The organism is Streptomyces murinus (assembly GCF_002154555.1).
GTDB lineage: Bacteria > Actinomycetota > Actinomycetes > Streptomycetales > Streptomycetaceae > Streptomyces > Streptomyces murinus.
In genome coordinates, this window is the sequence record NZ_MUNF01000375.1 from 1 (window position 1) to 23,849 (window position 23,849).

Consider the following 23,849-nt stretch of genomic DNA (forward strand, 5'->3'; position numbering starts at 1 on the left):
GGCGGGCGTTGTCAGTGGTGGCCGTTAGAGTCGACGCATGAGCACTTCGCCCGTCGATCTCGTCCGTGAGTTCCACCGCGCCTTCGGCCTCGATGCCCGCAGCACCCCCACCGAGGTCTCCCCCGAACTGGCCGCCCACCGCTGGGACATGCTCGCCGAGGAGGCCGCCGAGGTCGGCGAGGTCTCGGTCGAGGGCCCGCTGGACAAGCTGGCGCACGAACTGGCGGACGTGGTGTACGTGGCGTACGGCACCGCCCTGGTCCACGGCATCGACCTGGACCAGGTGATCGCCGAGATCCACCGCGCCAACATGAGCAAGATCGGCCCCGACGGACAGATCAACCGCCGCGCCGACGGCAAGGTCCTCAAGGGCGAGCACTACCGGGCCCCGGACGTGTCCTCGGTCCTGCGCCGCCAGGGCTGGACACCGGCGGCACAGGACGGTGCCGTGGAGACGGGCGCCTAGGACTTGTCCGGCCGATCATGTGACCGGCCACGCAAGAAGCCCGACAGCCTCGTGGCCGACAAGGCTTACAGAAACCGCCCCATCCGTGAGTACCTGCGACGGCGAGGCATCCGCCACACCATCTCGGGGAAGAGAGGCAGCCAGGCGGCCCGCCTGCACAAGGGCTCACACGATGGACGGCCTGCCCGGCTTCGATGAGGACCGCTATAAGAAGCGCAACACGGTCGAACGGGCGATCAACCGCCTGAAGCAGTCCCGAGCGCTCGCCACCCGCTACGACAAGCGCGGCTACGTCTTCCTCGGCACCGCCACCGCCGCAGCCGTCGTCATCTGGCTACGGGCCTGACGATCGGCCACAGCTCAGCCACTGCCTTCTGCGGGGCGCTGGTGCCCGCACGGCACCACGCCGCCGTTCTTGTCGAAGACCTCGGCGTCATGACCTGCGTTCACCCATACTGTGATGCCCTGGTCATGCATGACCAAGTTGAACGGCGACTGCTCCGGCTCCGCCTCGGTCACCACCGTGAACTCCTCGCCAGGACGCATCCAGTGATCGGTTCCCCACGGCTCGACCCACAGGCAGACCATGTTGCTGGTCTCGTTGCTCACGCTCGTCCTGGACACACTCGCACCCTAACCAGCAACATGATCGGCCGGACAGGCCTAGTCGGCAGTCCCGAGGACGATGCACGTCGTGGTGGCGTGGGCGATCAGCTTGCCCTGGTCGTCCAGTACCTTCCCCTCCGCGGTCGCGGTACGGCGGCCGGCGTGGATGACGGTGCCCTCGGCCTTCAGGGTCTGTCCGTCGGTGCGGGCCGCGCGGATGTAGTTGACCTTGAGTTCGAGGGTGGTGTAGCCCACCCCGGCGGGCAGCGTGGTGTGCACGGCGCAGCCCATGGCGGAGTCCAGGAGGGTCGCGGCGATGCCGCCGTGGACGGTGCCGAGGGGGTTGGCGAAGTCGGGGCGGGTGTCGAGGGAGACGACGACCCGGCCGTGCTCGACCTCGTCGAAGCGCATGCCGAGCAGCCGGCCGATGGAGGGGAGGTCGGCGGGGCGCTCGCTCTGGACCCAGCGCATCAGTTCCAGGCCGGTCATGGCGGCGAAGTCGACGGTGGTCACGGGTGGTTCTCCTTGGCTGGTGTCGCCGCGGACACCCCGGGCGAGATGGCTTCGGGGCGCGTGGTGGAGCGGTCGAAGGGGCGGGGCCGGTCGCGGAGGTCAGCCCAGCGGGGCCACGGTGTCGCGCAGGGCGGCGAGGACGGGGGCGTACATGCGGGCCTTGATGGTGCCGAGGGTGTCGCCGGCCTTGGTCGCCTGACCCTGGGCGGTCTCGATGGCGGTGGAGAGCACCGCGTCCTCGGCGACTGCCCGGTCCACGATGCCGGCGGCCGCGGCATCGAGGCCGCCGTAGCGGCGGGCGGTCACCATGGACTCGTGGGCGGTCCGGGGCGCGAGCCGGGACTGGATGAGGGCGGACATCCCGGGGGTGAAGGGGATGCCGATGTCCGCCTCGGGCAGGCACCAGAAGCCGCGGTCGGCACGCATGACACGCAGGTCGTGGGCGAGGGAGAGCATCGCTCCGGCGGCGAAGGTGTGCCCCTGGAGCGCGGCCACGGTGACGATCGGCAGCGACAGTATCCGCGCGAACAGCTGGTGCACGCAGACGACGTACTCCTGGTGCCGGTCGGCGTGCGCGAGCAGCCAGTCCAGGTCGAGCCCGTTGGACCAGAACTTGCCCGTGGCGGCGGTGACCAGGGCGCGCGGCCCCTCCGCCTTCTCCACCTCCGTCAACGCGGCGTCGACGGCGGTGAGCCAGTCCGGGTGGAAGCGGTTCTCTCCGTCTCCGAGGTCGAGGACGAAGACGTTGTCCTGACGGTCGAGCGAGGGCATGACGACTCCTTCTGGCTGAACGGTCGTACTAATGAAGGGCGTTGACACCCTGGGCACGCCTCGGAGCCGACCGGGATCACCTCCCGGCCGCCCCCGGGGTCAACTCCCGGGGCGCAGAGCGTGGGCGAGCAGCTCGTGGATCTCGGCGGTGGCCGCGTCCAGCGGGGCGGTGCTTCGCTCGGCCCGGCACATGACCACCGCGCCCTCGACCGCGGCGATGACGAAGGCGCCCAGCCTGCGACCGCGTTCCTCGGTCAGCCCGTGCCGGACGAACAGGGCGGCGAGCGCCTGCTGCCAGCGCCCGAAGACGGCGGCGGCGGACCGGGCGGGACCGGGTGCCTCGTCGTTGGTCTCCACGGTCACCGCGACGATCGGACAGCCCGCCCTGAAGTCGCTGCCCACCAACTGCTCACGCCACAGCGCGAAGAAGGCGTCCACGGCCGCGACCGGATCGTCCGCCCGCGCGGCGGCCTCGATCAGCCCCGCGACGAAGTCCCCGGCGAGCGCCACCGCCTCGTCGATGAGCTGCGCCCGCCCGCCGGGAAAGTGGTGGTACACCGAGCCCCGGGGAGCGCCGCTGTGCGCGAGCACCTTGTCGACACTCGTCCCGCCCACGCCGTACTCGCGCAGCAGGGCCGCGGCACTGAGAACCATCCGCTCCCGACTGCCACTCTTGCGCGGACTCACCCGCCCACCACCTTTCCGACACTGGGACGCGGCATGCCTCCGGCGAACTACCCGTCGGTAACTTATGGTGTATGGCATAGAACATGCAAGGGGGGGCGTCCGAGTCGCGTCTGCTCGACGCCGTCATCGATCAGCGGACCGGGCCACCAGCGCTGCTACGCGGGAGCGGATGGACGTGGCTCTGGGGTCGGTATAGGTGCTCAGGTGGGTCAGGGCTTCGGTCCAGTGCGCGCGGGCGGCCGCTGGATCCTCCGCTTGGACGGCGGTGGCCAGATGGTCGAGTTCCAGGGCGAGCTGCCATGTGTCCCCGAGGTCGCGGTGGGCGGCAGCGGCTCGGCGGTGGAAGGCGGCGGCCTCATCGTGGCGGTCCAGCGCGGCATACGTCAGGCCGGTGCCGCGCCAGGCGAGGGCTTCGCGGCTGCGATCGCCGAGTCGTCGATGGAGCATGGCGGCGCGCTGGTAGGAGGTCAGGGCGTCGCCGTATCGGGCGGTGCCGCGCTGGATGTCGCCGAGGGTGAGGAGCCAGAAACCCTCCCGGGTGTGGTCGCGCAGAGTGAGGGCGATGTCGAGCGCCTCATCGATGGATCGCCGTGCGGCATCCGTGTCCCCCTCTTCGAGTCGCAGCTCGGCCGCGATCCTCAGGAGATTGCCCTCGCCTCCTCGGTCGCCCAGGGCTCGTTGGGCGGCCAGTGCCTCGTCGATGACCGAGGCGGCCTCGGACAGGCGGCCGGCGCTGAGGCGCGTGCTGGCGATGTTGGAGAGCGCGGTGGCGATTCGTCGGCTGTTGCCCAGGTCGCGGAAGACGGACATGGCCTGTGTGAAGTGCGAGTCCGCCAGGTCGAGTTCGCGCCGACGTAGATGGATCAGCCCGATGAGGTTGAGGGCCCGGGCCTCGTCGGCCCGGTTCTGCGAGCTGCGGGCCAGGGTGACGGCTCGTCCCAGTGCGGCCAGGCCCTCGGAGAAGTTGTTCAGGGCTCTGTGCGCGATGCCGGTGTTGATGAGCAGCCGGCAACGCGCTCCATGGTCGTCCTGTCTCGCGGCTGCCTCCTGCCCGATGCGACCCAGTTCCAGCCAGTCGCGCTCCGATGAGGAAGGCGGGCGTGCGAACCACAGAAGGGCCGCCAGCTGCCAGGCAGTCCGGTCCAGCCCGTTTCGGGCGGCGTCGCGTACGGCGGGAAGGAAGTTGATCTGCTCCCGCTCCGACCAGTCGACGGCGGCGTTGTAGTCGGCGAACACGAGCGGTGTGATTCCTGGCAGGGGTTCCGGCAGCGGCAGATGCTCCTCGGACGGATAGAGCCAGCTCTGGGCGGCGTCGGCGGTGTGCAGGTACCAGCTCAGAATGCGTCGTCGAGCTGCCTGCCGCTGATCGGCGGACTCCTCGGCCTGAACCAGGCCGGTGGCGTACGCGCGCAAGAGGTCGTGGAACCGGAACCGGTCCGGGGCGGTCTGCTCCAGCAGATGGGCGCCGACGAGATCGTCGAGCAGCCGGCGTGTCCGGCTGGGCGGGAGTTCGCCGAGGGCCGCGGCGACCGGAAGGCTGAACTCCCCTGTGGGATGCAGGCCGAGGAGTCGGAAGAGACGGGCAGAGTGCGCGGGCAGGGCGCGGTAGGACCAGGTGAAGACCGAACGGATGGCTTCGTCCTCCTCATCGATGCCGGTACTGAGAGCGTCCCAGAGGGCGGACTCGTCACGCAGATCGCCGATGAGGTCGTCGAGTCGCATGTGCGGGTGGCTGGCGGCTCGCTCGGCGGCGATCCGCAGGGCGAGCGGGAGATGAGCGCACAGGCGGGCCAACTCCGCGAGTTTGTCCTCGTCGTCCTCGGGTCGGTAGCCCTTGGTGACCGCCCGCAGCAGTGCGACCGCCTCCGGCCCCGGAAGCGTGCCCAGGGTGATCCGCTGGGCACCGTCGCGTACCGAAAGGGACGCCAGGCGGCTGCGGCTGGTGATCACGACGAGACTGCCTCCGGCACCGGGAAGCAGCGGTCGGACCTGGCTGACCGTTGCCGCGTTGTCCAGCAGAATCAGCACCCGGCGGTCGGCGAGCAGCGAACGGTACACCGCCGCGGCGTCGTCGACGTCCTGGGGAACCTCTGCCGCGGTCAGGCCCAGTGCCCGCAGGAAGCGCTGGAGTGCCCGGGCTGCGGTGACCGGATCTCCGGGGTCGTAGCCGCGGAGGTCGACGAAGAGCTGGCCGTCGGGGAACTGATCCTTGACCTGGTGCGCCCAGTGCAGGACCAGCGAGGTCTTGCCCGCACCCGCGGTGCCGGCCACCGTATGCACGGAGACACCGGAGCGCCTGGCGTTCCGGTCGGCGAGCACCGCGTTCAGCTGCCCCAGTTCAGCGGTGCGGTTGACGAACGTGTTCACATCGGCGGGGAGCTGGCGTGGGACGGGCCGCGACGGTTCCGTGGCGGCGACCCGGTGGAAGTGAATGTCGCCGGTGACGCTCCCGGCCTGTACGACATCGCGAGACGACCCGGAGAGGTCGTTGTGCGAGTCTCCGGGGCGCCGGTTTCCCTCGGTCGGCACGTCGATCGATGCGCCCGGGTCAGGCCGGAGGCGGCGGGGGCAGGACGGCAACGGCACGGTCGAAGTACTCCTGGATGTCCTCGGCCGCCTCGTAGAGCTCCCGCAGATATTCCGACCAATTCCGCACCGTACTCGGGTCGGTGAACCGGACTGCCCCGTCCGGCCGGCCGGCATCGGTGTACAGCACCCGGTAGAGGGTCCGGCCCTCCAGGAGGTTCAGCTCCGGCAGCGGTGTGTCCGCCTCGGCCGCGGTGAGGGCGGAAGCCGGCAGCACGCGAACAGAATGCCCGCATTCCGCGGTCAGCCGGAGCCAGTGCAACTCCCACTGCACGTACGGCGTCAGTGGCGCCTCGACCACACGAATACGGTGGAAGACCGCGCCCCGCGCCGCATCGTTCCGAGCCCTTCGCAGCAAGGCGTCGCGTTCGGCCTCGAACAGCCGCAGCACGGCAGGCCAGTCTCCTCGCCGGAGTGCCTCCCGGCTGTCGTCGTTCGTCTCCTCGAAGTGCTGCAACCGCTCGAGTTTCCAGGCCTCGCCATCGCGGATCGCCGCCCGCCGCTCCCGGAAGTCCTGCTTGTAGTCCTCACGGGTAAGCCGCTCACCCAGCTCGTCGGGGAGCTCGGGTGCGAGGAGATCAAGCATCGGGAATGTCCGCCTTCGCTGCGCTCAGCATGTTGCCCGGGATGACGACCAACCGTTCATCCGGCCCCAGATTCACTCCGCCGGGCAGGTTCGGCCGGTAGTGATCAGTAAGGTCACGGCCGATCACGGCCACATCGCCGTTGCTCAACTGCCAGATGTCCGGGCACTCGTCTTCGTCCTTGGAGTTGTCCAACTCCGCGGCGGACTTGCCGAGGCGCCTGACGAACAACGCGGACGGATCAGCTTCCCACCTGCGAGCCACGGCTGCCTCCAGTGTTCGCCCCATCGCTGATGGTGACCTTGAACGGTAGCAGGGGTGCCTGGATGTGCGCTCGGGAAAACGTCAACGCCCCTGTGCTGGAGGGGTTGGAGGGCCGTTGAAGGTGACGCCTGAGAAGTTCCGGCCCTGGATCACGGAACCCCCATGAGTGCCGCCACTGATCGTGTTGGTCACCGAGCCCTCGGACAACGGCTGCGCCCGGCGGCGCCACCCGGCCAGTGCGGCGGTGAACTCCGGGTCTTCGGTCGCCCGTGCTACGAGGCCGCTCCGCAACGCCTCCGCGCGCGCCGGTTCGCCCGGTGCCTCGCCCAGCGCCGCGAACTCGGCCTCACCAGGATTCGAACCACCTGACCGGCGACCGAACGGTCTCCGCACCAATTCGCCCAACGCGACCCATGCCTGGCGTCCCGGCTCGCCCCCGGCTCCGCCTGCCAAAGCCGCCAATATGCCTACGGGCAAAGGATCCAAAGTCCGCTCCCCGGCCGTATGCTCCCCGGTCTCCTCGCTTCGGCTTACCCACCCACAGAGGAGTAACCACCCACCGCTGCCGGACCGCAGGCGTTGAGGGGCCGGGGCGCGCCCCCACGGAGGACCGCGATCTCAACCAGAAATCCGGTTCATGCGGCGGATGAACGCGAAGGCGTCACGCCTCGGCTGACCGTGCCGCCCGGCGCTGGCGTTTGCTCAGGGGGGCCTGGGAGAGGTCTTCGGCGGAGGAGCGGAGGTTCTTGAAGCCGTAGCCGCGTTTGGAGAGCCAGGTCTCGGCGGCCGTCTCGGCGCGTTCGGTGGCGTCCAGGATGTCCTCCTCCTTCTCGCCGGTGTCGGAGAAGCGGAAGACGAAGGCCGGGCGGGCGGCGATGTCGTAGGTCAGGGTGCCCTCGGGGGTGAAGGCGGCGCGCAGCACGTCATGGGCGGCGGCGTCGGCGAGCAGCGCGGCACGCTGGTCGTCGGTGAGGCCGTCGAAGACACCGCGCACGGTGATCCGGAAGGTTCGGGTGCTCATCCCGCGACCTTAGGCATGCCGGGGGATGGTTCTCCACCGGCTTTTCGCGCCGGTGCCGGGACGGGCCGCCGTGCGCGCCGCGCTCGGCGCACACGGCGTGAACCCGCCCCGGTATCCGGGCTACTGGAAGGCCAGCCGGGCCGCGAAACCTATCAGCAGCAGCCCCGTCACCTGTTCGATGCGGGCCCGCACCCGTGGCCGGCGCAGTACCCGGCCGAGGCGGTCCACGCTGATCACGTACAGGGTGAACCAGCACAGATAGAGGATCGCGAACACGAGGGACAGCAGCAGGGCGTGGGGCAGCACGCTGCCCCGGGAGGGCAGGAACTGCGGGAGGAAGGTGACGAAGAACAGGGCCACCTTCGGGTTGAGCGCGTTGGAAAGGAACCCCTGCCGCAGCATCCGGCGGCCCCGGCCCGCCCGGGCCGCCGTACCGCCTTCGATGCCGTCGTCCGGCGGGCCCTCCCGCAGGGTCCGGCGGGCGCCGCGCAGGGTCGCGATGCCCATCCAGACCAGATAGGTCGCCCCCACCACCTTCAGCATGGTGAAGGCGGTGGCGGAGGCCAGCAGCAGGGCCGAGATGCCGAGCGAGGCCGCGGAGACATGGACGCTGAGGCCGAGCACCCCGCCGAGCATGGTCAACAGGCCGGCCCTGCGCCCCTCGGCCAGCGCGTTGCGGGTCATCAGGGCCTGGTCGGGGCCGGGGATCACGATGAGGACCAGGCAGGCCGCGGCGAAGGTCAGCACGACGCGCTCCGTTCCGCGCGGACCGACGCGAGGGCCCCGGCCAGCGCCCGCTGGACCGGCGCCGGCCGCTCGCGCAGATAGAAGTGCCCGCCAGGAAAGCGGCGGACGCTCGCCCCGGCCGAGGTGTGCTCGCCCCAGGCCTCCAGTTCCCCTGTCGTGATCCGGTCGTCCTCGCCGCCGAACACGGTGAGCGGCACCGGCAGTGGACCGCCGGGCCGCCAGACGTACGTCTCCAGCACCCGGTAGTCCGCGCGCAGCGCGCCCGCGGCAAGCTCCCGCAGCTCCGCCGAGGCCAGCACCTCCTCGGGCAGTCCGCCGTGCAGCCCGGCGACGGCGTCGAGCAGCTCGTCGTCGGGGAGCCGGTGCAACTGCCCGCCCGGGTACGGCAGATGGGGTGCCCGGAAACCCGAGACGACCAGCCGGGCCGGCAGCGGACGTCCGGCGGCGGCCAGGGCGCGTGTCACCTCGTAGGCGAACAGGGCGCCCAGGCTGTGCCCGAAGAAGACGAACCGGCCGGTGGCGAGCGGTACTTCGGCGAGGAACGCCTCGACCAGTTCCCGCATCGAGGCGGGCATCGCCTCGGTCAGCCGCGGCACCCGGCCCGGCAGCTGGACCGCGTGCACCCGCGCCGTGCGCAGATCGCGGGACCAGCGCAGATACTCGGCGGCCGTACCGCCCCCGTGCGGAAAGCAGTACAGGTCGCAGGCGGCGGCGCGCGGCGCGCCGCTGAGCAACCAGTCGGACACGTGCCTCACACCCCCGCCCGCAGTCGGGCGGCCAGATGGCCGGCGAGGGCGTCGGCCGTGAAGTGGTCGAAGACCTCCTTGGGCCGCAGCGGGACGCCCAGTTCGTCGCGGGCCTTGGCGCAGATGACCAGGGTGGTGGCCGAGTCGACGCCGAGCAGCCCCAGTTCGGTGGCCGGGTCGATCTGGTCCGGCGCCACGTCGAGCAGTTCGGCGATGAAGCCGACGACCCAGTCGACGGCGGAGTCGGGAGTGTGCGGGGAAGCCGTGGTGGTCACCGTTGCTCACCTTTCCTCGGTGATGGGCTCGGACGGGCCGAGGAGCTGCTCCAGATGTCCGTCGAGCGCTTCGACCGTGGTGTACTCCAGGACCGTGCGGACCGGGACGGGCACCCCGAACGCCGACTGGAGCTGTGCCGCCAGCCGCGCGGCCAGCAGGGAGTCGCCGCCCAGCTCCAGGAAGTCGTCGGCCAGATCGATCTGGTTCAGGCCGAGCACCTCCTTCCAGATGTCGGCCAGCTTGCGCTGCCGGTCCGTGCGCGGCGGCCTGGCCGGCCTGCCCCGTACGCCGCCGCGCCGCCCGGCCTGGGCGAGCGCGGCACGGTCCACCTTGCCGGTGGGGCTCAGCGGCAGCTCGTCCAGCGCGAACAGCTGGGCCGGCACCATGAGCCGGGCGAGCCGCTCGGCGACGAAGGCGCGCAGCTCCTCCGGGGCGAACCGGCGCCGCACCGCGGGCCCTTGGGCGACGAGCACGTCGAAGCCGACCGACGCGGGGCCGCCCGCGGTGGTCAGCAGCTCCGAGCGGGTGAACCCGGCGGCGGTCAGCTCCCGCTGCCATTGCGCGCGGTCCAACAGGCAGTGCTCCTGGCGCAGTTCGGTGTCCTCGAAGTTGTCGAACCCCTGCTGGAGTCCCATGACGAGGTCGAACCACGGGTGGAAGGTGGTCTGTTCGACGAGCAGCAGCACACCGCCGGGCGCGAGCACCGAGCGCAGGGCGGCCAGCGTCCGCCGCACCTGGCGCATGTCGTGCAGCACGCTGGCGGCGATCACCAGGTCGGCCGACCGGCCGTCGAAGCCCTGCGCGGTCGGCGGCCGGTCCAGGTCGAACAGGTCGCAGCGCAGGAAGGGGTACGCGGCGAACTCGTTCTCCGCGCGGTCGAGGAAGTAGCGGGAGACGTCGGTGAAGACGTACTCGGTGCGGTCGGCGGGCAGCAGCGGCAGCAGATGCCGGGTGAGCGAGCCGTACCCGGCGCCGACCTCCAGCACGTTCAGCGGCCGGTCGGCGGGCCAGCCCTCGGCCATCTCCCGCACCGCGGCGGTCGCGGCGGCATACGTCGGACCGAAGAGGCGGGCGTAGACACCGGGGGTGCGGTCCGAGGCGTACAGCTCGGCGGAGTGGACGCTCTGGGTCAGGACACCCGCCAGGTTCCCGGCGAGGCCGAGCATCCAGTCGGTGACGTCCTCGGGGACTCCCAGCAGCTCGCCGAGGGCGCGGCGGGCGCGCTCGCACAGCGACTCGGGCAGTTCCGGGGGCAGTTCGCGGGCCACCACCAGGCCGCCGCCGGTGCGCCGCAGATACCCCGTCGCCTCCAGGGCGGCCACGGCACGGGCCAGCCAGCGCTCGTAGCGGGGGGCCACCCCGACGCCGCGCAGGGCCGCCGGATCGAACGGCTCGCCCGGCAGATGGGGCAGCCCGAAGGCGCGGAAGGCGCTCGCGGTGGCGGTGGCGTACACCTCGTTCAGCGCGTCCCAGACGGTGCGCAGCTCGTCCGGCGTCGGGCCCTCGGCGGGCCGCCCGGCCGTCCCGGCGAGCGCCTGCCACTGCCCCGCGCGCAGCGCCTCGTCGGCCCGCTCGGTCACGAACAGCGTGTCCTCGTGGGCGGGTACGGCATGACCGGGTACGACGTATCCCAGCAGGCGGGCCGCGCTGTCCTGGTCGGCGGACTTCACCACGACCGCGCTGTCCACGCCCGGGTGCGCGGTGAGCGTCGCCTCGATCTCGCCGAGCTCCACCCGGTGCCCGTTGATCTTCACCTGGCCGTCCCGGCGGCCCAGGAACTCGATCGTGCCGTCGGCGCGATAGCGGCCGAAGTCACCGGTGCGGTACAGCCGTTCACCGGTACGCGGGTGGGTCACGAAGGACGCCGCGGTGCGCTCCTCGTCGGCCCAGTAGCCGCGGGCCAGGCCCACCCCGCCGATGTACAGCTCGCCCGGGGTCCACACCGGGCACGGGTCCATGCGCGCGTCGAGCACATGGAAGCTCTGGTTGCGCAGCGGCACACCGTACGGAATGGTCTTGGCGCCCGGCTCCACCTCGTCCACGACATGGTGGATCGACCAGATCGACGCCTCGGTCGCGCCGCCCAGCGAGACGATCTCCGCCTCGGGCCACAGCCCGTGGATCCGGCCGGGCAGATCGACGGGTATCCAGTCGCCGCTCAGCAGGATCAGCCGCAGCCGGTCCGGGAGTTCGCCGCCCACCTCCAGGTGCTCGACGAGCATCTGCAGCTGTGCCGGGACGGAGTTCCACACCGTCACGCCGTGCTCGCTCATCAGCTTGGACCAGTGGGCCGGCTCCGAGCGCAGCTCCGGGTCGGGCAGCACCAGGGCCGCACCGGCGCCGAGCGCGCCGAAGGTGTCGTACACCGACAGGTCGAAGCCGAGGTCGGCGAGGCCGAAGACCCGGTCCTCGGGGCCCACGCCGAACCGCTCGTTGATGTCGGCGACGGTGTTGAGGGCGGCGTGGTGCTCGATCATCACGCCCTTGGGGGTGCCGGTGGAGCCGGACGTGTAGAGGACGTAGGCCAGGTCGCCGGGATCGGCGTCGGAGGGGAAGTCGGCGGCGGGGAGGTCGGCGGGGGCGGCGCCCGTGCGCGGGTGGTGCGCGGGTTCCGGCGCGCCGGGACGCGCCCGGTCGACACGGGGGCGGGGGAGGGACGCGGGCCAGCCGAGGCCGTCCGTCGCCGCGTCGGTGAGGACCGCGAGGGCCCGGCCGTCGCCCAGCAGCCCGGCCCGGCGCCGCTCGGGCAGCGCCGGGCTCACGGGCAGATAGGCGCCGCCCGCCAGCAGCACGCCGTACGCGGCCGCGATCTGGTCGGCGCCCTTGTGCAGGCCGATGCCGACCAGCCGGTCGCGCAGCCCGGCCGTGCCGAGCGCGGCGACCTCGGCGGCCACCGTCCTTGCCTGCGCGGCCAGTTCGCCGTACGTCAGGGCGCCGGAGCCGGTCAGTACGGCGGGCCGCTCGGGGTTTCGGGCCGCCTGTGCGAGGAACGGCTCGTGCAGCAGGCCCGAGGGACGCTCACCGCTCGTGTCGTTGGCGCGGTCACGGCCGGCGAGCTGATGCCCGGGCAGCTCTACGGTGATCTCCTCGGCCCACATCGAGTCGTCGTCGGCGAGCCGGGCGACCAGCGAGGTGTAGGCGGCGAACATGTCGTCGAGCAGGCCCTCGGGGAAGAGCTCCTCCACACAGTCCCAGGTCAGGTCGAGGGAGCCGGTGAGGTCCACCACCTGGTGGTCCAGCCAGACCTGCGGGGTCTGGCTCACCCGGTAGGTGATGTCGCCGAAGTAACTCAGCGGCCCGGAGACGTCCGCGGCGGTGCCGAGGCCACTGGTGAAGACCACGGGCATCGTCTCGAAGCCGCTCTGGAGCCCCAGCCGGCGCCGTTCGCGCAGCGCCTCCAGGGCGCTGACCTGCCGATAGCGCAGATCGTGCTGGAGCTGCGCCTGGGTGGCCTCGACCCGCTCGGCGAGCGTACGGCCCGTGGAGGCATCGGTCTCCAGCAGGCAGATGGAGGTGAAGTCGCCGACCATGCGCCGCAGATGGGGATGGACCGTGCGCCTGCCGTCGCCGGTGTCGGCGAGCAGCAGCGGCAACCGGTTGAACAGGGTGAGATTGAGGGTGAACCGGCGGGAGCCGCCCCAGACCGCGAGGACCTCGGAGAACAGGGCCGCGAGGACGGCGGTCGGGGTCAGTCCCCGCTCCTCGCAACGCCCTTGCAGGGTGCGCCACTTCTCCCTGGGCAGATGGAACTCGCGGTGGGTGAAGCGCGGCCGGTGCACGCTCACCGGCGACTTGGCCAGGGGGAGTTCGGGCGGCGGGGCGAGGGCGGCGGCCCGGGAGGTCCAGTAGGCGAGCGCCTTCTGGTAGCGGGGGGCTCCGGAGCCGCGCTGGAGTTCCAGGGCGTAGTCGCGGAAGGTGACGTCCACCGGCGGCAGTTCGAGGCCGGGGTCCTGGCACAGCGCGCTCCACTCGCTGAACAGCAGGGTGAGGCTGGCCAGGTCGACCATCAGCAGATCGACGCTGACATGCAGCCGGTCGTGGTCGGGCAGCCGGGTCAGCCGCAGGTCGAACAACGGCCAGTCGGCGGCCGAGTACACCCGGTGGGACATCTCCTCCCGGGTGTCGAGCAGCGCGCGCTCCCTGTCCTTCGCCGAGGCGGAGCGCACGTCGGTACATCGGACCTCGAACCGGGGCACGCTCCGGAGCACCTGCTGGCGCCCGTCGGGGCCGACGACCGCGCGCAGCATGTCGTGCCGCTCCACCAGCCGGCGCCAGGCCCGGGACAGCACCTCGGGGTCGAGGCGGCGGCCCTCCAGCTCGAAGTAGGCGTGCGGGGCCACGTTCCCCAGTACGAAGTTCGGGCCCCGGCCGACCCAGTACGCGTACTGGATCTCGGTCAGCGGGAACGGCTCGAACCGCTCCTGCCCAGGGGCGGTCATGGAACTGCGGACCTTCATGAAGCTCCCTCTTCCTGGGGGTCACAGACGAGTTGTGCCGTAAGGACGGTGCGTGAAGGCGGCGGTGCGGTGAGTGCGGGATGCGGGCGGGCCTGGGCGCGGGGCGAAGGCGGCGGAGAACGAATATGCCGATCAAGGCCGAACCGAATCGGATCGAGGTCATCAAGGTCATCGGGGTCATCAAGGTCGATTCGAATCGGATCAAGGCCGAATCGAATCGAACCGGGCCGGGGCGAATCGAACCGGGTCGGCCCGGATCGCCTTGAGTCGCCTCAGATCACCTCAGGGCATCGATGATTTATCATTCACGTATGCGCGGCGCATTCTTCCGCGGGCGCGACTGGGGGCCCGTCAAGCTCCAGGTGGAGCGGGCCCGACAGAGATCGGCGAATTTCCCCCGTACGCACAAAACTCCCTGTATAGCGGGTCTGGCCAGGTGAACCCGGGGTAGCCAAGCAGCGCCCGCCGAAGGCGGTCAAGCGGTCGAATATGTCATCGGCGAAATCCGGCGGCCGCCGCAAAGCGGGCATTCCCGTTCCGGTCCCGATTCCGGAAAGCGGGACTCGATGGGCGCATCCCGGTAAGGGGACATTCCGCTTCTCGGTCGTCGCCGAAGGGGCGGCCGGGTCTCCTGGGGTGCTCTTTGCCCGCCCGTTGGCCGGAACCGGGCCCTGGCGAACGGGGCGGCGGACCCCTCCCCGGGACCGCCTACCCTTGAGCCATGACCAGCAGCAGCGACCGGAGCCCCGCAGTGGACGTGCCCGCACCCAAGAGCTACGAGATCCGCACCTATGGGTGCCAGATGAACGTCCACGATTCCGAGCGATTGGCCGGGCTGCTGGAAGAGGCCGGGTACGTGCGGGCGCCGGAGGACGCCGACGGCGACGCGGACGTCGTCGTCTTCAACACGTGCGCGGTACGGGAGAACGCCGACAACCGGCTGTACGGCAACCTCGGCCGGCTCGCGCCGCGCAAGGCGTCCCGGCCCGGCATGCAGATCGCGGTCGGCGGCTGCCTCGCGCAGAAGGACCGCGACACCATCGTGCGCAAGGCGCCCTGGGTGGACGTCGTCTTCGGCACGCACAACATCGGCAAACTCCCCGTGCTGCTGGAGCGCGCCCGCGTCCAGGAGGAGGCGCAGGTCGAGATCGCCGAGTCACTGGAGGCGTTCCCCTCCACACTGCCGACGCGCCGCGAGAGCGCGTACGCCGCCTGGGTCTCGATCTCCGTCGGCTGCAACAACACCTGCACCTTCTGCATCGTCCCAGCGCTGCGCGGCAAGGAGAAGGACCGCCGGCCCGGCGACATCCTCGCCGAGGTCGAGACGCTGGTCGCCGAGGGCGTCTCGGAGATCACGCTGCTCGGTCAGAACGTCAACGCGTACGGCTCCGACATCGGCGACCGCGAGGCCTTCAGCAAGCTGCTGCGCGCCTGCGGCACCATCGAGGGCCTGGAGCGGGTCCGGTTCACCTCCCCGCACCCGCGTGACTTCACCGACGACGTCATCGCCGCCATGGCCGAGACGCCGAACGTGATGCCGCAGCTGCACATGCCTCTCCAGTCCGGCTCGGACACGGTCCTCAAGGCGATGCGCCGCTCCTACCGGCAGGAGCGGTACCTCGGGATCATCGAGAAGGTGCGCGCGGCGATCCCGCACGCGGCGATCACCACCGACATCATCGTGGGCTTCCCCGGCGAGACCGAGGCGGACTTCGAGGAGACGCTGCACGCCGTGCGCGAGGCGCGGTTCGCGCAGGCCTTCACCTTCCAGTACTCCATCCGCCCCGGCACGCCGGCCGCGACCATGGAGAACCAGATCCCCAAGGAGGTCGTGCAGGCGCGGTACGAGCGGCTCGTCGCCCTCCAGGAGGAGATCTCCTGGGAGGAGAACAAGAAGCAGGTCGGCCGCACGCTGGAGCTGATGGTCGCGGAGGGCGAGGGCCGCAAGGACGGCGCCACGCACCGGCTCTCCGGGCGCGCCCCCGACAACCGCCTGGTCCACTTCACCAAGCCGGAGCAGGAGGTACGGCCCGGCGACGTGGTCACCGTCGAGGTGACGTACGCCGCCCCGCACCACCTGCTCGCCGAGGGCCAGGTCCTCGCCGTACGCCGCACCCGCGCCGGCGACGCCTGGGAGAAGCGCACGTCCGAGGCAGCCGCCAAGCCGACCGGCGTCATGCTGGGCCTCCCCCAGATCGGCGCCCCGGCCCCCCTCCCGGCGGCGACCAGCGGGTGCGGCTGCGACTGAGGGACGGCTGTGCCTGAGGGACGGCTGTGACCGAGGGGGCGACGGGGCGGGTCGGTGGGCGCTGAGGTGGCGCTGATCCCGAGGGGCCAGCCGTGAAGCGGGGCTGACACCGGCGGGGGAACGCGCCCTGGCCAGACCCTTCGCCTGCGCCGGTGGCAGGGCGACGGCTCCTGGCACCGGTCGGCGGGGGCCGAGCCGCGAGACGGCGCTTACCCCCGGGACCTGCCGCGGGCCTGGCGCCGCTGCCCCGCGGGTAGGCGGCGCTGATCCCGGCGGCGTGGGCTCTGCGGCTGGGCTGCTCGCTTGCGTCGGTGCCGCAGGGACTTCTCTTGGTGCCTGTCGGCGAGGTAACGGGCCATGAAGCTGCGCCGACACACCCCGGGAGGCGGCCTGCAACGCGGCGTGGGCCCCGGCCGGTTGCCCGGCTGTGTCGTACGGGGGGTGAGGCTCCAGCCCACCGGTCGGTGACGACGGGGCCGTGAGGCGGCGCTGACACTGGGAAGGCCGGCCGTGAAGCTGTCGTCGAGGACCAGGGCGGCGTGGGCCTCGGTCGGGCTACGTGCCTGCGCCGGTGCGTGCGACGGCTCCGGCGGCCGACTCGTGAGGGCGCGGCGGACACCCCGCGGGTCGGCCCGTGAGGTGGCGCGGACGTTCGGGAGGCCGGGCCCGTAAGGGGGGCGCAGGCACCGGTGGAGCCCTGGACCCCTGCCAGGCTGCCTGGCCGCGAGCCCGGCGGGTTACTCTGCCGATCATGCTTGTCGCCGCCGCCGTCTGTCCCTGTCCGCCGCTGCTCGTGCCCGAGGTTGCCGTGGGTGCCGCGCCCGAGATGGACGCTGCGCGTGCGGCCTGTACGGATGCGCTCGGTGTGCTCGCGGCCGCCCGGCCGGATCTGCTGATCGTCGTCGGGCCCGCCGGACCGGGCGAGGGCGGGGAGTTCCCGCAGGGCGGGCGCGGGTCGTTCAAGGGGTACGGCGTCGACCTGGACGTCCGTCTGGGGGGCGGCACACAGGACGCGGCGGCGGAGCGCGAGCTGCCGTCCTCGCTGGCCGTCGGCGCCTGGCTGCTGGAGCGCACCGGCTGGGCGGACTCCCCGGTCGAGGGACTCGGCGTGGAGGAGACGCTCACGCCCGAGCGGTGCGCCGGGAGGGGGCGGGAACTCGGAGAGCGTGCCGATCGCGTGGCTCTCCTCGTCCTCGGCGACGGGAGTGCGTGCCGTACGGTCAAAGCCCCCGGTTACCTGGACGAACGCGCGGCCCCGTACGACGCCGCGGCCGCCCGCGCCCTGGCCACCGCCGACCTCCCCGCCCTGCTCTCCCTGGACGCCGACCTCGCCCGCACCCTGAAGTCGTCGGGCCGCGCCCCCTGGCAGATCCTGGCCGGCGCCGCCGAGGGCACGGACCTCGACGGCAGCCTGCTGTACGAGGACGCGCCGTACGGGGTGGGTTACATGGTCGCCACCTGGTCCTAGGGCCTGTCTGACAATTCCCGTCTGCCGCGCGACGCCATGCACGCACTCTCGCGGCACCGGGCGCAGACCCAAGTACGTCCAGTACGAGGGCCTACGCCCGGCACCCCGAGAGCACGCACCTGACGCCGCGCGGCCGCCCTCCGGGCGACGACGGGAATTGTCAGACAGGCCCTAGGGCACGCTCACGAAGCCGGCGGCGGCCCCTGCGGCGGCGTGGGCGGATTCGGCTCCGCGCCCGGCGTGCCGTCCGGATGCTCGTCCATGTGCGCCAGGCGGTCCATGGCGTCCTTCGCCTTGCCCGTGCCCGCCTGGATCTTGTCGCTGTACTTGTGCTTGGTGCGGTCGTCGACGGCCTTGGCCGCCTTGTCGAGGCCCTGGGACACCTTGTCGCCGTGCTGGCGCGCGAGGTCGGACACCTTGTCCTTGGCCGGGCCGAGCTTGGCCTTCATGTTGTCGAACAGACCCATGATCCAGATCCACCTTCCCTCGCGGGTTACTTGCCGACGCCCTTGGCGGACTGCTGCCGGGGGATCTGGGTGGCCTCCGACGGCTCGTCCGCGCCGGCCGCCCGCACCGGCTCCGTCTCCTCCGCCTCGGCCGCCTCCACCGACGCCTGCCGAGTCGTCTTCGACCTGCCCAGGAGCCGTGAAATCATGCCCATATCCACTCCATACGGTACTCGCGCGGGCGAATTCCCGCGTCACACGGTGCGTACGGCCACGCCGCCCGGGTCACCGCCTCGCACGGCCCGCACAGGGCACCTCGCCCCGGGCAACGACCCGGCGACGGCCTCTGTCACGTAACTCGTTCGAGACCCCGCCGCGAGGTTTGCGAGACTGGTGCGGTGAGCAGCGCATCCCCCGCCCCCCGCGTCATCGCCGTCGTCGGACCCACCGCGGCCGGAAAGTCCGATCTCGGCGTCTTCCTGGCCCAGCAACTCGGCGGCGAGGTCGTCAACGCCGACTCGATGCAGCTGTACCAGGGGATGGACATCGGCACCGCCAAGCTGACGCCCGAGGAGCGCGGCGGCGTACCCCACCACCTCCTGGACGTCTGGGACGTCACGGCCACCGCCTCGGTCGCCGAGTACCAGAAGCTGGCCCGCGGCCATATCGACGCGCTGCTCGCCGAGGGCCGCTGGCCGATCCTCGTCGGCGGCTCCGGGCTGTACGTCCGCGGCGCCGTCGACAACCTGGAGTTCCCCGGCACCGACCCCGAGGTCCGCGCCCGCCTGGAGGAGGAGCTGGCGCTGCGCGGCTCCGGCGCCCTGCACGCCCGCCTGGCCGCCGCCGACCCCGAGGCCGCGCGCGCGATCCTGCCCGGCAACGGCCGCCGTATCGTCCGTGCCCTGGAGGTGATCGAGATCACCGGCCAGCCCTTCACTGCCAACCTCCCGGGCCATGACTCGGTCTACGACACCGTCCAGATCGGCGTGGACGTGGCCCGCCCGGAGCTGGACGACCGGATCACGCGCCGTGTCGACCGGATGTGGGACGACGGTCTCGTGGACGAGGTGCGCGCCCTGGAGGCGCGGGGGTTGCGCGAGGGGCGTACGGCCTCGCGCGCGCTGGGATACCAGCAGGTGCTCGCGGCGCTGGCCGGTGACTGCACCGAAGCGGAGGCGCGCGCCGAGACCGTGCGCGCCACCAAGCGCTTCGCGCGCCGGCAGGATTCCTGGTTCCGCCGCGACCCCCGGGTGCACTGGCTGAGCGGCGCCGAAGCCGACCGGGGGGAACTTCCGGGGCAGGCCCTGACGTTGGTCGAACGACCGGTCACAGCCTGATCACGTGATGGCATCGGGATGCGCCGCCGGTCATCGGCGCCTTCGGCGCCGTGCCATCATCGTGCTTCGATCGACCAAGTGGAGTCCTAGTTGGGAGGGCGCGTGGCGATGGAGGCCGGCCCTCGCGACACCGCACCGGGTGCCGAGCGCGTCACCACCGAGGGTGACCGAGCGGACCAGGACGAGGGGCCCCGAGAAGACCCCCAGGACGAGGGTTCCCAAGAGGATCTCCGCGAGGACCTTGTGGAGGGCCCGAAGGAAGGTCTTCGGGACGACCTCGACAACGGCCTCGTGCCCGAGGGCGGGCATCCCCTCGTGGAGGCCGAGGCCGAGGAGCGGCTCGCCGACGACGGGCCCGACGAGACCACGGACGGCGTGACCGAGGACGGCCCGGCGCCCGAGGAGATGTACACCGGCGGCCCCGAGGTCGAGGTCGAGCTGCGTCCGCAGCGCCGGCTGCGCATCTGGCAGCTCGCGCCGATCGTGGGACTGTCCGCCGTCGGCTCCCTGATGTTCGCCTTCCCGCTCGCCTTCGACGGCGACAGCGGCGCGGTCATCGCCATGCTCGGCCTGCTGATCTGCTGCTGCGCCGCCGGCTGGGGCATGATGGCCGCCCGCCGCGTGGGCTACACCTGGCCCGGCCTGCCCCCGCGCGGCTCCGGCCGCCGCCCGGACTGGCGCGTCGTCCTCGGCTACGCCCTGCTGGTCGCCGTGGTGGCCGTACTCGCCGTGTGGCGCGTGGCCCGCCTGCGCTGACCGCGCCGGAGCAGGCCCGCCGGAGCAGGCCCGCCGGAGAAGGCCCAGCCTCTCGGAGCAGGCCCGCCGGAGAAGGCCCGGCCCCTCGGAGCAAGCCCGCCGATGCAGATCCACCGGATCAGGCCCCTCGGGGCAGGCCCCCGGGAGCAGGGCGCCCACGCCGCCGCGGCCCCCGCGCCGTCGTAAAACCTCTGTCGTACCGACCCCGTACGATCGAGGAATGAGCACGCGGATCGCCTTCCTCAAGGGTCACGGCACGGAGAACGACTTCGTGATCGTCCCGGACCCCGACAACGCCATCGAGCTGTCCCCGGCCGCCGTGGCCGCCCTGTGCGACCGCCGGGCCGGCATCGGCGGCGACGGTGTGCTGCACGTGGTGCGCTCCGCCGCGCACCCCGAGGCGCGGGAGCTGGCCGGCGAGGCCGAGTGGTTCATGGACTACCGCAACAGCGACGGCTCGATCGCGGAGATGTGCGGCAACGGCGTCCGCGTCTTCGCCCGCTACCTCCAGCACGCCGGGCATGTCGCCGAGGGCGACCTCACCATCGCCACCCGCGGCGGCGTCAAGAGCGTGCACATCGCCAAGGACGGGGACGTGACCGTCGGCATGGGTGGCGCGCGCCTGCCCGAGGGAGAGGTCACGGTGCGTGTCGGCGAGCGCAGCTGGCCCGCGCGGAACGTCAACATGGGCAACCCGCACGCGGTCGCCTTCGTGGCCGACCTCGCGCACGCCGGTGACCTGTACAGCCCGCCGCCGGTCAGCCCCGAGGGCGCCTACCCGGACGGGGTCAACGTCGAGTTCGTCGTGGACCGCGGCCCCCGCCATGTCGCGATGCGGGTGCATGAGCGCGGCTCCGGCGAGACCCGCTCCTGCGGCACCGGCGCCTGCGCCGTCGCCGTGGCCACCGCCCGCCGCGACGGCGCCGACCCGGCCGTCACCGGCACCCCCGCGACGTACACCGTGGACGTGCCCGGCGGCCGCCTGGTCATCACCGAACGGCCGGACGGACAGATCGAGATGACCGGCCCCGCGGTGATCGTCGCTGAAGGTGTGATCGACGGCGAGTGGCTGGAAAACGCGCTTCGCTGACCTGCCGAAACCATCCTCATGGCGGCCTCGGGCAGCCGGAGCAGCGGTTCCGGGGGCCGGTGCCGGATCGAATCCACGGACGACGCCAGGGCAGGTGGCGCAAAACTTAAACCTCCTTTTCATCGCTCGAATGGGTGATCCGTTTCACGCTCGGCGAGAGGCGGTCTGTCGCACGTGGTGGGCTCGATAGCATCAAGCACCGGCACGGACGGGGGAGCGTCGGCACCCTGAGCCGCGCATGCCCTGGGGCTCCGTCCGCCGGTCCACGAGCCGGAGGTGCCCATGAGTGCGGAGGCCACGAACCCTTCGACCCCGGTCCCGGTGGTGCCCACGGCCGCGACGGCCGCCGTGGCACCCGCGTCGGTGCGCCGGAAGTCCCGGCCCAGAATCGACCTGCGCCGGCTCGGCCGGGCCGCGCTGCTCGGGCCGACCGCCCGGGACAGACTGCCCGACGCGATCGGCCATGTGGTGGAGGCGCACCGCGCCCACCATCCCGACGCCGACCTCGAACCCCTGCGCCGCGCCTATGTGTTGGCCGAGTCCTCGCACCGCGGCCAGATGCGCAAGAGCGGCGAGCCGTACATCACGCATCCGCTTGCCGTGACCCTCATCCTCGCCGAACTCGGCGCCGAGACCACGACGTTGACGGCCTCGCTGCTGCACGACACCGTCGAGGACACCGAGGTGACGCTGGACCAGGTGCGCGAGCAGTTCGGCGAGGAGGTCCGCTACCTGGTCGACGGCGTCACCAAGCTGGAGAAGGTCGACTACGGGGCCGCCGCCGAACCCGAGACCTTCCGCAAGATGCTCGTGGCCACCGGCAGCGACGTGCGCGTGATGTCGATCAAACTCGCCGACCGGCTGCACAACATGCGCACCCTCGGTGTGATGCGCCGCGAGAAACAGGAGCGGATCGCGGGCGTCACCCGCGACGTCCTCATCCCGCTCGCCGAACGCCTCGGCGTCCAGGCCCTGAAGACCGAACTGGAGGACCTGGTCTTCGCCATCCTCCACCCCGAGGAGTACGAGCACACCAGGGAACTCATCGCGGAGAACGCGGCCCGCACCGCCGATCCGCTCGCCGTGGTCGCCGAGGAGATGCGCGGGGTGCTGCGCGAGGCCGGGATCTCCGCCGAAGTCCTCATCCGCCCGCGCCACTTCGTCTCCGTGCACCGAGTGGCCCGTAAACGCGGGCAGTTGCGGGGTGCCGACTTCGGCCGGCTGCTGGTGCTGGTGAGCGAGGACGCCGACTGTTACGGCGTGCTGGGCGAGTTGCACACCTGTATGACGCCGGTGGTCTCGGAGTTCAAGGACTTCATCGCGGTACCCAAGTTCAACCTGTACCAGTCGCTGCACACGGCCGTCGCCCGTCCCGACGGGCAGGTGGTCGAAGTCCTCATTCGCACCCACCAGATGCACAAGGTCGCCGAGGCCGGTGTCGTCGCGCTCGGCAACCCCTACGCCTCCGGCACGGACGCCTCCGGCACGGACGCCACCGCCACGGACGCCACCGCCACCGACGGTCCGGGCGCCGACGACCCCGCCGACGGCGAGCGCGCCGACCCCACCCGGCCCGGCTGGCTCTCCCGCCTCCTGGAGTGGCAGCAGGCCGCGCCCGACCCGGACACCTTCTGGTCGACCCTGCGCGAGGACCTCGCCCAGGACCGGGAGATCACCGTCTTCCGCCCGGACGGCGGCACCCTGGGCCTGCCCGAGGGCGCCAGCTGCGTGGACGCCGCCTACGGGCAGTACGGCGAGGACGCGCACGCCTGTATCGGCGCCCGCGTCAACGGCCGCCTGGCCAGGCTGAGCACGGTCCTGAAGGACGGCGACACCGTCGAACTCCTCATGGGCCAGGACCCCGCCTCGGAGCCCTCCCGCGAGTGGCTGGAGCACGCCCACACCCCGGCCGCCCGCATCGCCATCCAGCGCTGGCTGACCACGCACCCCGGGGGTGGCGCGCCCGCCGACGAGCCGGCCGGGTATCGCGCCGACGCCGACTTCCGCGAACGGCGCGCCCACGAGTCCGGGCCCGGGGGACGCCCCCAGGGCGCCGACGTCCGCACCGACCGCCCCGGCGCCGCCGTACGCCTCGCCGGATGCTGTACGCCCGTGCCGCCCGACGAGATCACCGGCTTCCCGGTACGCGGGGGAGTGGTAACCGTGCACCGGGTGGAGTGCGTCGCGGTGGCGCACATGAAGAGCAGGGGGCGCACGGAGATCGGAGTGCGCTGGGGGGAGAGCACCGCGTGCCGGGTCACCCTGGTCGCCGAATCGTTCGGCCGCCGGGGTCTGCTCGCCGACCTCACCGAGGCCATCGCGCTGGCGGGCGGCGACATCGTCTCCGCCACGGTCGAACCACCGAGCGAGCAGCGGGTGCGCCACACCTACACCCTCCAACTCCCCGACGCCGCGGGCCTGCCCGCCCTCATGCGCGCCATGCGCGACGTCCCGGGCGTCTACGACGTGAGCCGCACCCAGAACCAGACACCGGCACCGAGACTGCCGTAGCGGGGGACCGCGCACAGCGCCCGCGAACCGCTCAGCGGGCCGCCGTACCGCGCCCGCGAACCCTCTCGGCGGGCCGTTCCCAGGTGCACCGGGCGGCCAGGGCCGCTTGGTCGGCCGGGGCGGCCGCTCAGGGCTGGGCCGGACGTTCCGGCGCCCCGCCCACCGCGGGCAACCCGTTCGGGTGGGACAGGCGCGCGTCGTCGACGTGTGGTGGGCGGGCGCTGGTAGCGGTGGTCCATGCTGCTCAACCCCCGCCACCGGGCCACCGC

General features: G+C 72.0%; 23 protein-coding genes. 9 read left to right on the forward strand and 14 right to left on the reverse strand.

What is annotated here, in order from left to right:
* The first annotated feature begins 37 nt into the window (after positions 1-37).
* A complete protein-coding gene (locus tag CCN72_RS22605) occupies positions 38-466 on the forward strand; it encodes a pyrophosphohydrolase domain-containing protein (protein WP_086809096.1) in 429 nt (142 codons plus the stop codon).
* Between the two features lie 172 nt (positions 467-638).
* Positions 639-812 carry a transposase gene (locus tag CCN72_RS22610; RefSeq protein ID WP_086809097.1) on the forward strand — a complete coding sequence of 58 codons (174 nt, stop codon included), beginning with the start codon at positions 639-641 and terminating at the stop codon, positions 810-812.
* Positions 813-826: 14 nt separating this feature from the next.
* On the opposite strand, the gene CCN72_RS22615 is transcribed toward CCN72_RS22610, so the two are convergent.
* From CCN72_RS22615 to CCN72_RS22675, 12 genes are all read right to left on the reverse strand, one after another.
* A complete protein-coding gene (locus tag CCN72_RS22615) occupies positions 827-1,075 on the reverse strand; it encodes a hypothetical protein (RefSeq protein ID WP_244174384.1) in 249 nt (82 codons plus the stop codon).
* Positions 1,076-1,129: 54 nt separating this feature from the next.
* On the reverse strand, positions 1,130-1,585 hold the full coding sequence (locus CCN72_RS22620; protein ID WP_086809099.1) for a PaaI family thioesterase: 456 nt from the start codon (positions 1,583-1,585) through the stop codon (positions 1,130-1,132).
* Positions 1,586-1,684: 99 nt separating this feature from the next.
* Positions 1,685-2,356, reverse strand: coding sequence for an enoyl-CoA hydratase-related protein (locus tag CCN72_RS22625; RefSeq protein ID WP_086809100.1), 672 nt, complete (start codon positions 2,354-2,356; stop codon positions 1,685-1,687).
* A gap of 99 nt (positions 2,357-2,455) precedes the next feature.
* Positions 2,456-3,010 carry a TetR/AcrR family transcriptional regulator gene (locus CCN72_RS22630; protein WP_086809101.1) on the reverse strand — a complete coding sequence of 185 codons (555 nt, stop codon included), beginning with the start codon at positions 3,008-3,010 and terminating at the stop codon, positions 2,456-2,458.
* A gap of 156 nt (positions 3,011-3,166) precedes the next feature.
* Complete coding sequence (locus tag CCN72_RS22635) at positions 3,167-5,572, reverse strand: ATP-binding protein (protein ID WP_244174385.1); 2,406 nt, start codon at positions 5,570-5,572, stop codon at positions 3,167-3,169.
* Between the two features lie 19 nt (positions 5,573-5,591).
* Entirely contained in the window at positions 5,592-6,215 is a 624-nt protein-coding gene (locus CCN72_RS22640) for a DUF6879 family protein (protein ID WP_086809102.1), read from the reverse strand.
* Positions 6,208-6,477, reverse strand: a complete 270-nt coding sequence (locus CCN72_RS22645) for a hypothetical protein (RefSeq protein WP_086809103.1) — start codon at positions 6,475-6,477, stop codon at positions 6,208-6,210. The genes CCN72_RS22640 and CCN72_RS22645 overlap by 8 nt, the downstream gene beginning before the upstream one ends.
* Positions 6,478-7,138: 661 nt before the next feature.
* Complete coding sequence (locus CCN72_RS22655; RefSeq protein WP_086809105.1) at positions 7,139-7,498, reverse strand: DUF6204 family protein; 360 nt, start codon at positions 7,496-7,498, stop codon at positions 7,139-7,141.
* Between the two features lie 120 nt (positions 7,499-7,618).
* Entirely contained in the window at positions 7,619-8,245 is a 627-nt protein-coding gene (locus CCN72_RS22660) for a LysE family translocator (protein WP_086809106.1), read from the reverse strand.
* On the reverse strand, positions 8,239-8,991 hold the full coding sequence (locus CCN72_RS22665; RefSeq protein ID WP_208638070.1) for a thioesterase II family protein: 753 nt from the start codon (positions 8,989-8,991) through the stop codon (positions 8,239-8,241). Before CCN72_RS22665 ends, CCN72_RS22660 begins: the two co-directional genes overlap by 7 nt.
* 5 nt (positions 8,992-8,996) lie before the next feature.
* Entirely contained in the window at positions 8,997-9,266 is a 270-nt protein-coding gene (locus tag CCN72_RS22670) for an acyl carrier protein (RefSeq protein WP_086809108.1), read from the reverse strand.
* A 6-nt stretch (positions 9,267-9,272) separates the two neighbouring features.
* A complete protein-coding gene (locus CCN72_RS22675; protein WP_086809109.1) occupies positions 9,273-13,724 on the reverse strand; it encodes a non-ribosomal peptide synthetase in 4,452 nt (1,483 codons plus the stop codon).
* Between the two features lie 125 nt (positions 13,725-13,849).
* On the opposite strand from CCN72_RS22675, the gene CCN72_RS39075 reads away from it, so the two are divergent.
* The 3 genes from CCN72_RS39075 (at position 13,850) to CCN72_RS22685 (ending at position 17,440) form a co-directional block, all read left to right on the forward strand.
* Positions 13,850-13,990 (forward strand): hypothetical protein, encoded by a 141-nt coding sequence (locus CCN72_RS39075; RefSeq protein WP_158101387.1) that lies wholly within the window; start codon positions 13,850-13,852, stop codon positions 13,988-13,990.
* Between the two features lie 455 nt (positions 13,991-14,445).
* Positions 14,446-15,972: a tRNA (N6-isopentenyl adenosine(37)-C2)-methylthiotransferase MiaB gene (miaB, locus tag CCN72_RS22680; protein WP_202441729.1), complete on the forward strand. Its 1,527-nt coding sequence runs from the start codon at positions 14,446-14,448 to the stop codon at positions 15,970-15,972.
* Positions 15,973-16,723: 751 nt separating this feature from the next.
* Positions 16,724-17,440, forward strand: a complete 717-nt coding sequence (locus CCN72_RS22685; RefSeq protein WP_208638071.1) for a class III extradiol dioxygenase subunit B-like domain-containing protein — start codon at positions 16,724-16,726, stop codon at positions 17,438-17,440.
* A 182-nt stretch (positions 17,441-17,622) separates the two neighbouring features.
* Here the strand turns inward: CCN72_RS22685 and CCN72_RS22690 are convergent, their stop codons facing one another.
* Together CCN72_RS22690 and CCN72_RS39080 are read right to left on the reverse strand one after the other, a co-directional pair.
* On the reverse strand, positions 17,623-17,907 hold the full coding sequence (locus tag CCN72_RS22690; protein ID WP_037663251.1) for an antitoxin: 285 nt from the start codon (positions 17,905-17,907) through the stop codon (positions 17,623-17,625).
* A gap of 26 nt (positions 17,908-17,933) precedes the next feature.
* Positions 17,934-18,095, reverse strand: a complete 162-nt coding sequence (locus CCN72_RS39080) for a hypothetical protein (protein ID WP_158101388.1) — start codon at positions 18,093-18,095, stop codon at positions 17,934-17,936.
* A 189-nt stretch (positions 18,096-18,284) separates the two neighbouring features.
* On the opposite strand from CCN72_RS39080, the gene miaA reads away from it, so the two are divergent.
* From miaA to CCN72_RS22710, 4 genes are all read left to right on the forward strand, one after another.
* Positions 18,285-19,223, forward strand: a complete 939-nt coding sequence (miaA, locus tag CCN72_RS22695; protein ID WP_037663248.1) for a tRNA (adenosine(37)-N6)-dimethylallyltransferase MiaA — start codon at positions 18,285-18,287, stop codon at positions 19,221-19,223.
* Positions 19,224-19,331: 108 nt separating this feature from the next.
* Complete coding sequence (locus CCN72_RS22700) at positions 19,332-19,979, forward strand: hypothetical protein (RefSeq protein ID WP_425276164.1); 648 nt, start codon at positions 19,332-19,334, stop codon at positions 19,977-19,979.
* Between the two features lie 220 nt (positions 19,980-20,199).
* Positions 20,200-21,069 carry a diaminopimelate epimerase gene (gene dapF, locus CCN72_RS22705; protein WP_086809111.1) on the forward strand — a complete coding sequence of 290 codons (870 nt, stop codon included), beginning with the start codon at positions 20,200-20,202 and terminating at the stop codon, positions 21,067-21,069.
* A gap of 282 nt (positions 21,070-21,351) precedes the next feature.
* Complete coding sequence (locus CCN72_RS22710) at positions 21,352-23,580, forward strand: RelA/SpoT family protein (RefSeq protein ID WP_086809112.1); 2,229 nt, start codon at positions 21,352-21,354, stop codon at positions 23,578-23,580.
* Positions 23,581-23,849 lie beyond the last annotated feature (269 nt).

Bases quoted from the DNA above. Each gene is read 5' to 3' on its own strand.
- CCN72_RS22675 (WP_086809109.1), bottom strand. From the start codon at position 13,724: ATGAAGGTCCGCAGTTCCATGACCGCCCCTGGGCAGGAGCGGTTCGAG.
- miaB (WP_202441729.1), top strand. From the start codon at position 14,446: ATGACCAGCAGCAGCGACCGGAGCCCCGCAGTGGACGTGCCCGCACCC.
- dapF (WP_086809111.1), top strand. From the start codon at position 20,200: ATGAGCACGCGGATCGCCTTCCTCAAGGGTCACGGCACGGAGAACGAC.
- CCN72_RS22710 (WP_086809112.1), top strand. From the start codon at position 21,352: ATGAGTGCGGAGGCCACGAACCCTTCGACCCCGGTCCCGGTGGTGCCC.
- CCN72_RS39075 (WP_158101387.1), top strand. From the start codon at position 13,850: ATGCCGATCAAGGCCGAACCGAATCGGATCGAGGTCATCAAGGTCATC.
- CCN72_RS22640 (WP_086809102.1), bottom strand. From the start codon at position 6,215: ATGCTTGATCTCCTCGCACCCGAGCTCCCCGACGAGCTGGGTGAGCGG.
- CCN72_RS22690 (WP_037663251.1), bottom strand. From the start codon at position 17,907: ATGGGTCTGTTCGACAACATGAAGGCCAAGCTCGGCCCGGCCAAGGAC.
- CCN72_RS22610 (WP_086809097.1), top strand. From the start codon at position 639: ATGGACGGCCTGCCCGGCTTCGATGAGGACCGCTATAAGAAGCGCAAC.
- CCN72_RS22625 (WP_086809100.1), bottom strand. From the start codon at position 2,356: ATGCCCTCGCTCGACCGTCAGGACAACGTCTTCGTCCTCGACCTCGGA.
- CCN72_RS39080 (WP_158101388.1), bottom strand. From the start codon at position 18,095: ATGATTTCACGGCTCCTGGGCAGGTCGAAGACGACTCGGCAGGCGTCG.
- CCN72_RS22700 (WP_425276164.1), top strand. From the start codon at position 19,332: ATGGAGGCCGGCCCTCGCGACACCGCACCGGGTGCCGAGCGCGTCACC.
- CCN72_RS22655 (WP_086809105.1), bottom strand. From the start codon at position 7,498: ATGAGCACCCGAACCTTCCGGATCACCGTGCGCGGTGTCTTCGACGGC.
- CCN72_RS22605 (WP_086809096.1), top strand. From the start codon at position 38: ATGAGCACTTCGCCCGTCGATCTCGTCCGTGAGTTCCACCGCGCCTTC.
- CCN72_RS22685 (WP_208638071.1), top strand. From the start codon at position 16,724: ATGCTTGTCGCCGCCGCCGTCTGTCCCTGTCCGCCGCTGCTCGTGCCC.
- CCN72_RS22630 (WP_086809101.1), bottom strand. From the start codon at position 3,010: ATGGTTCTCAGTGCCGCGGCCCTGCTGCGCGAGTACGGCGTGGGCGGG.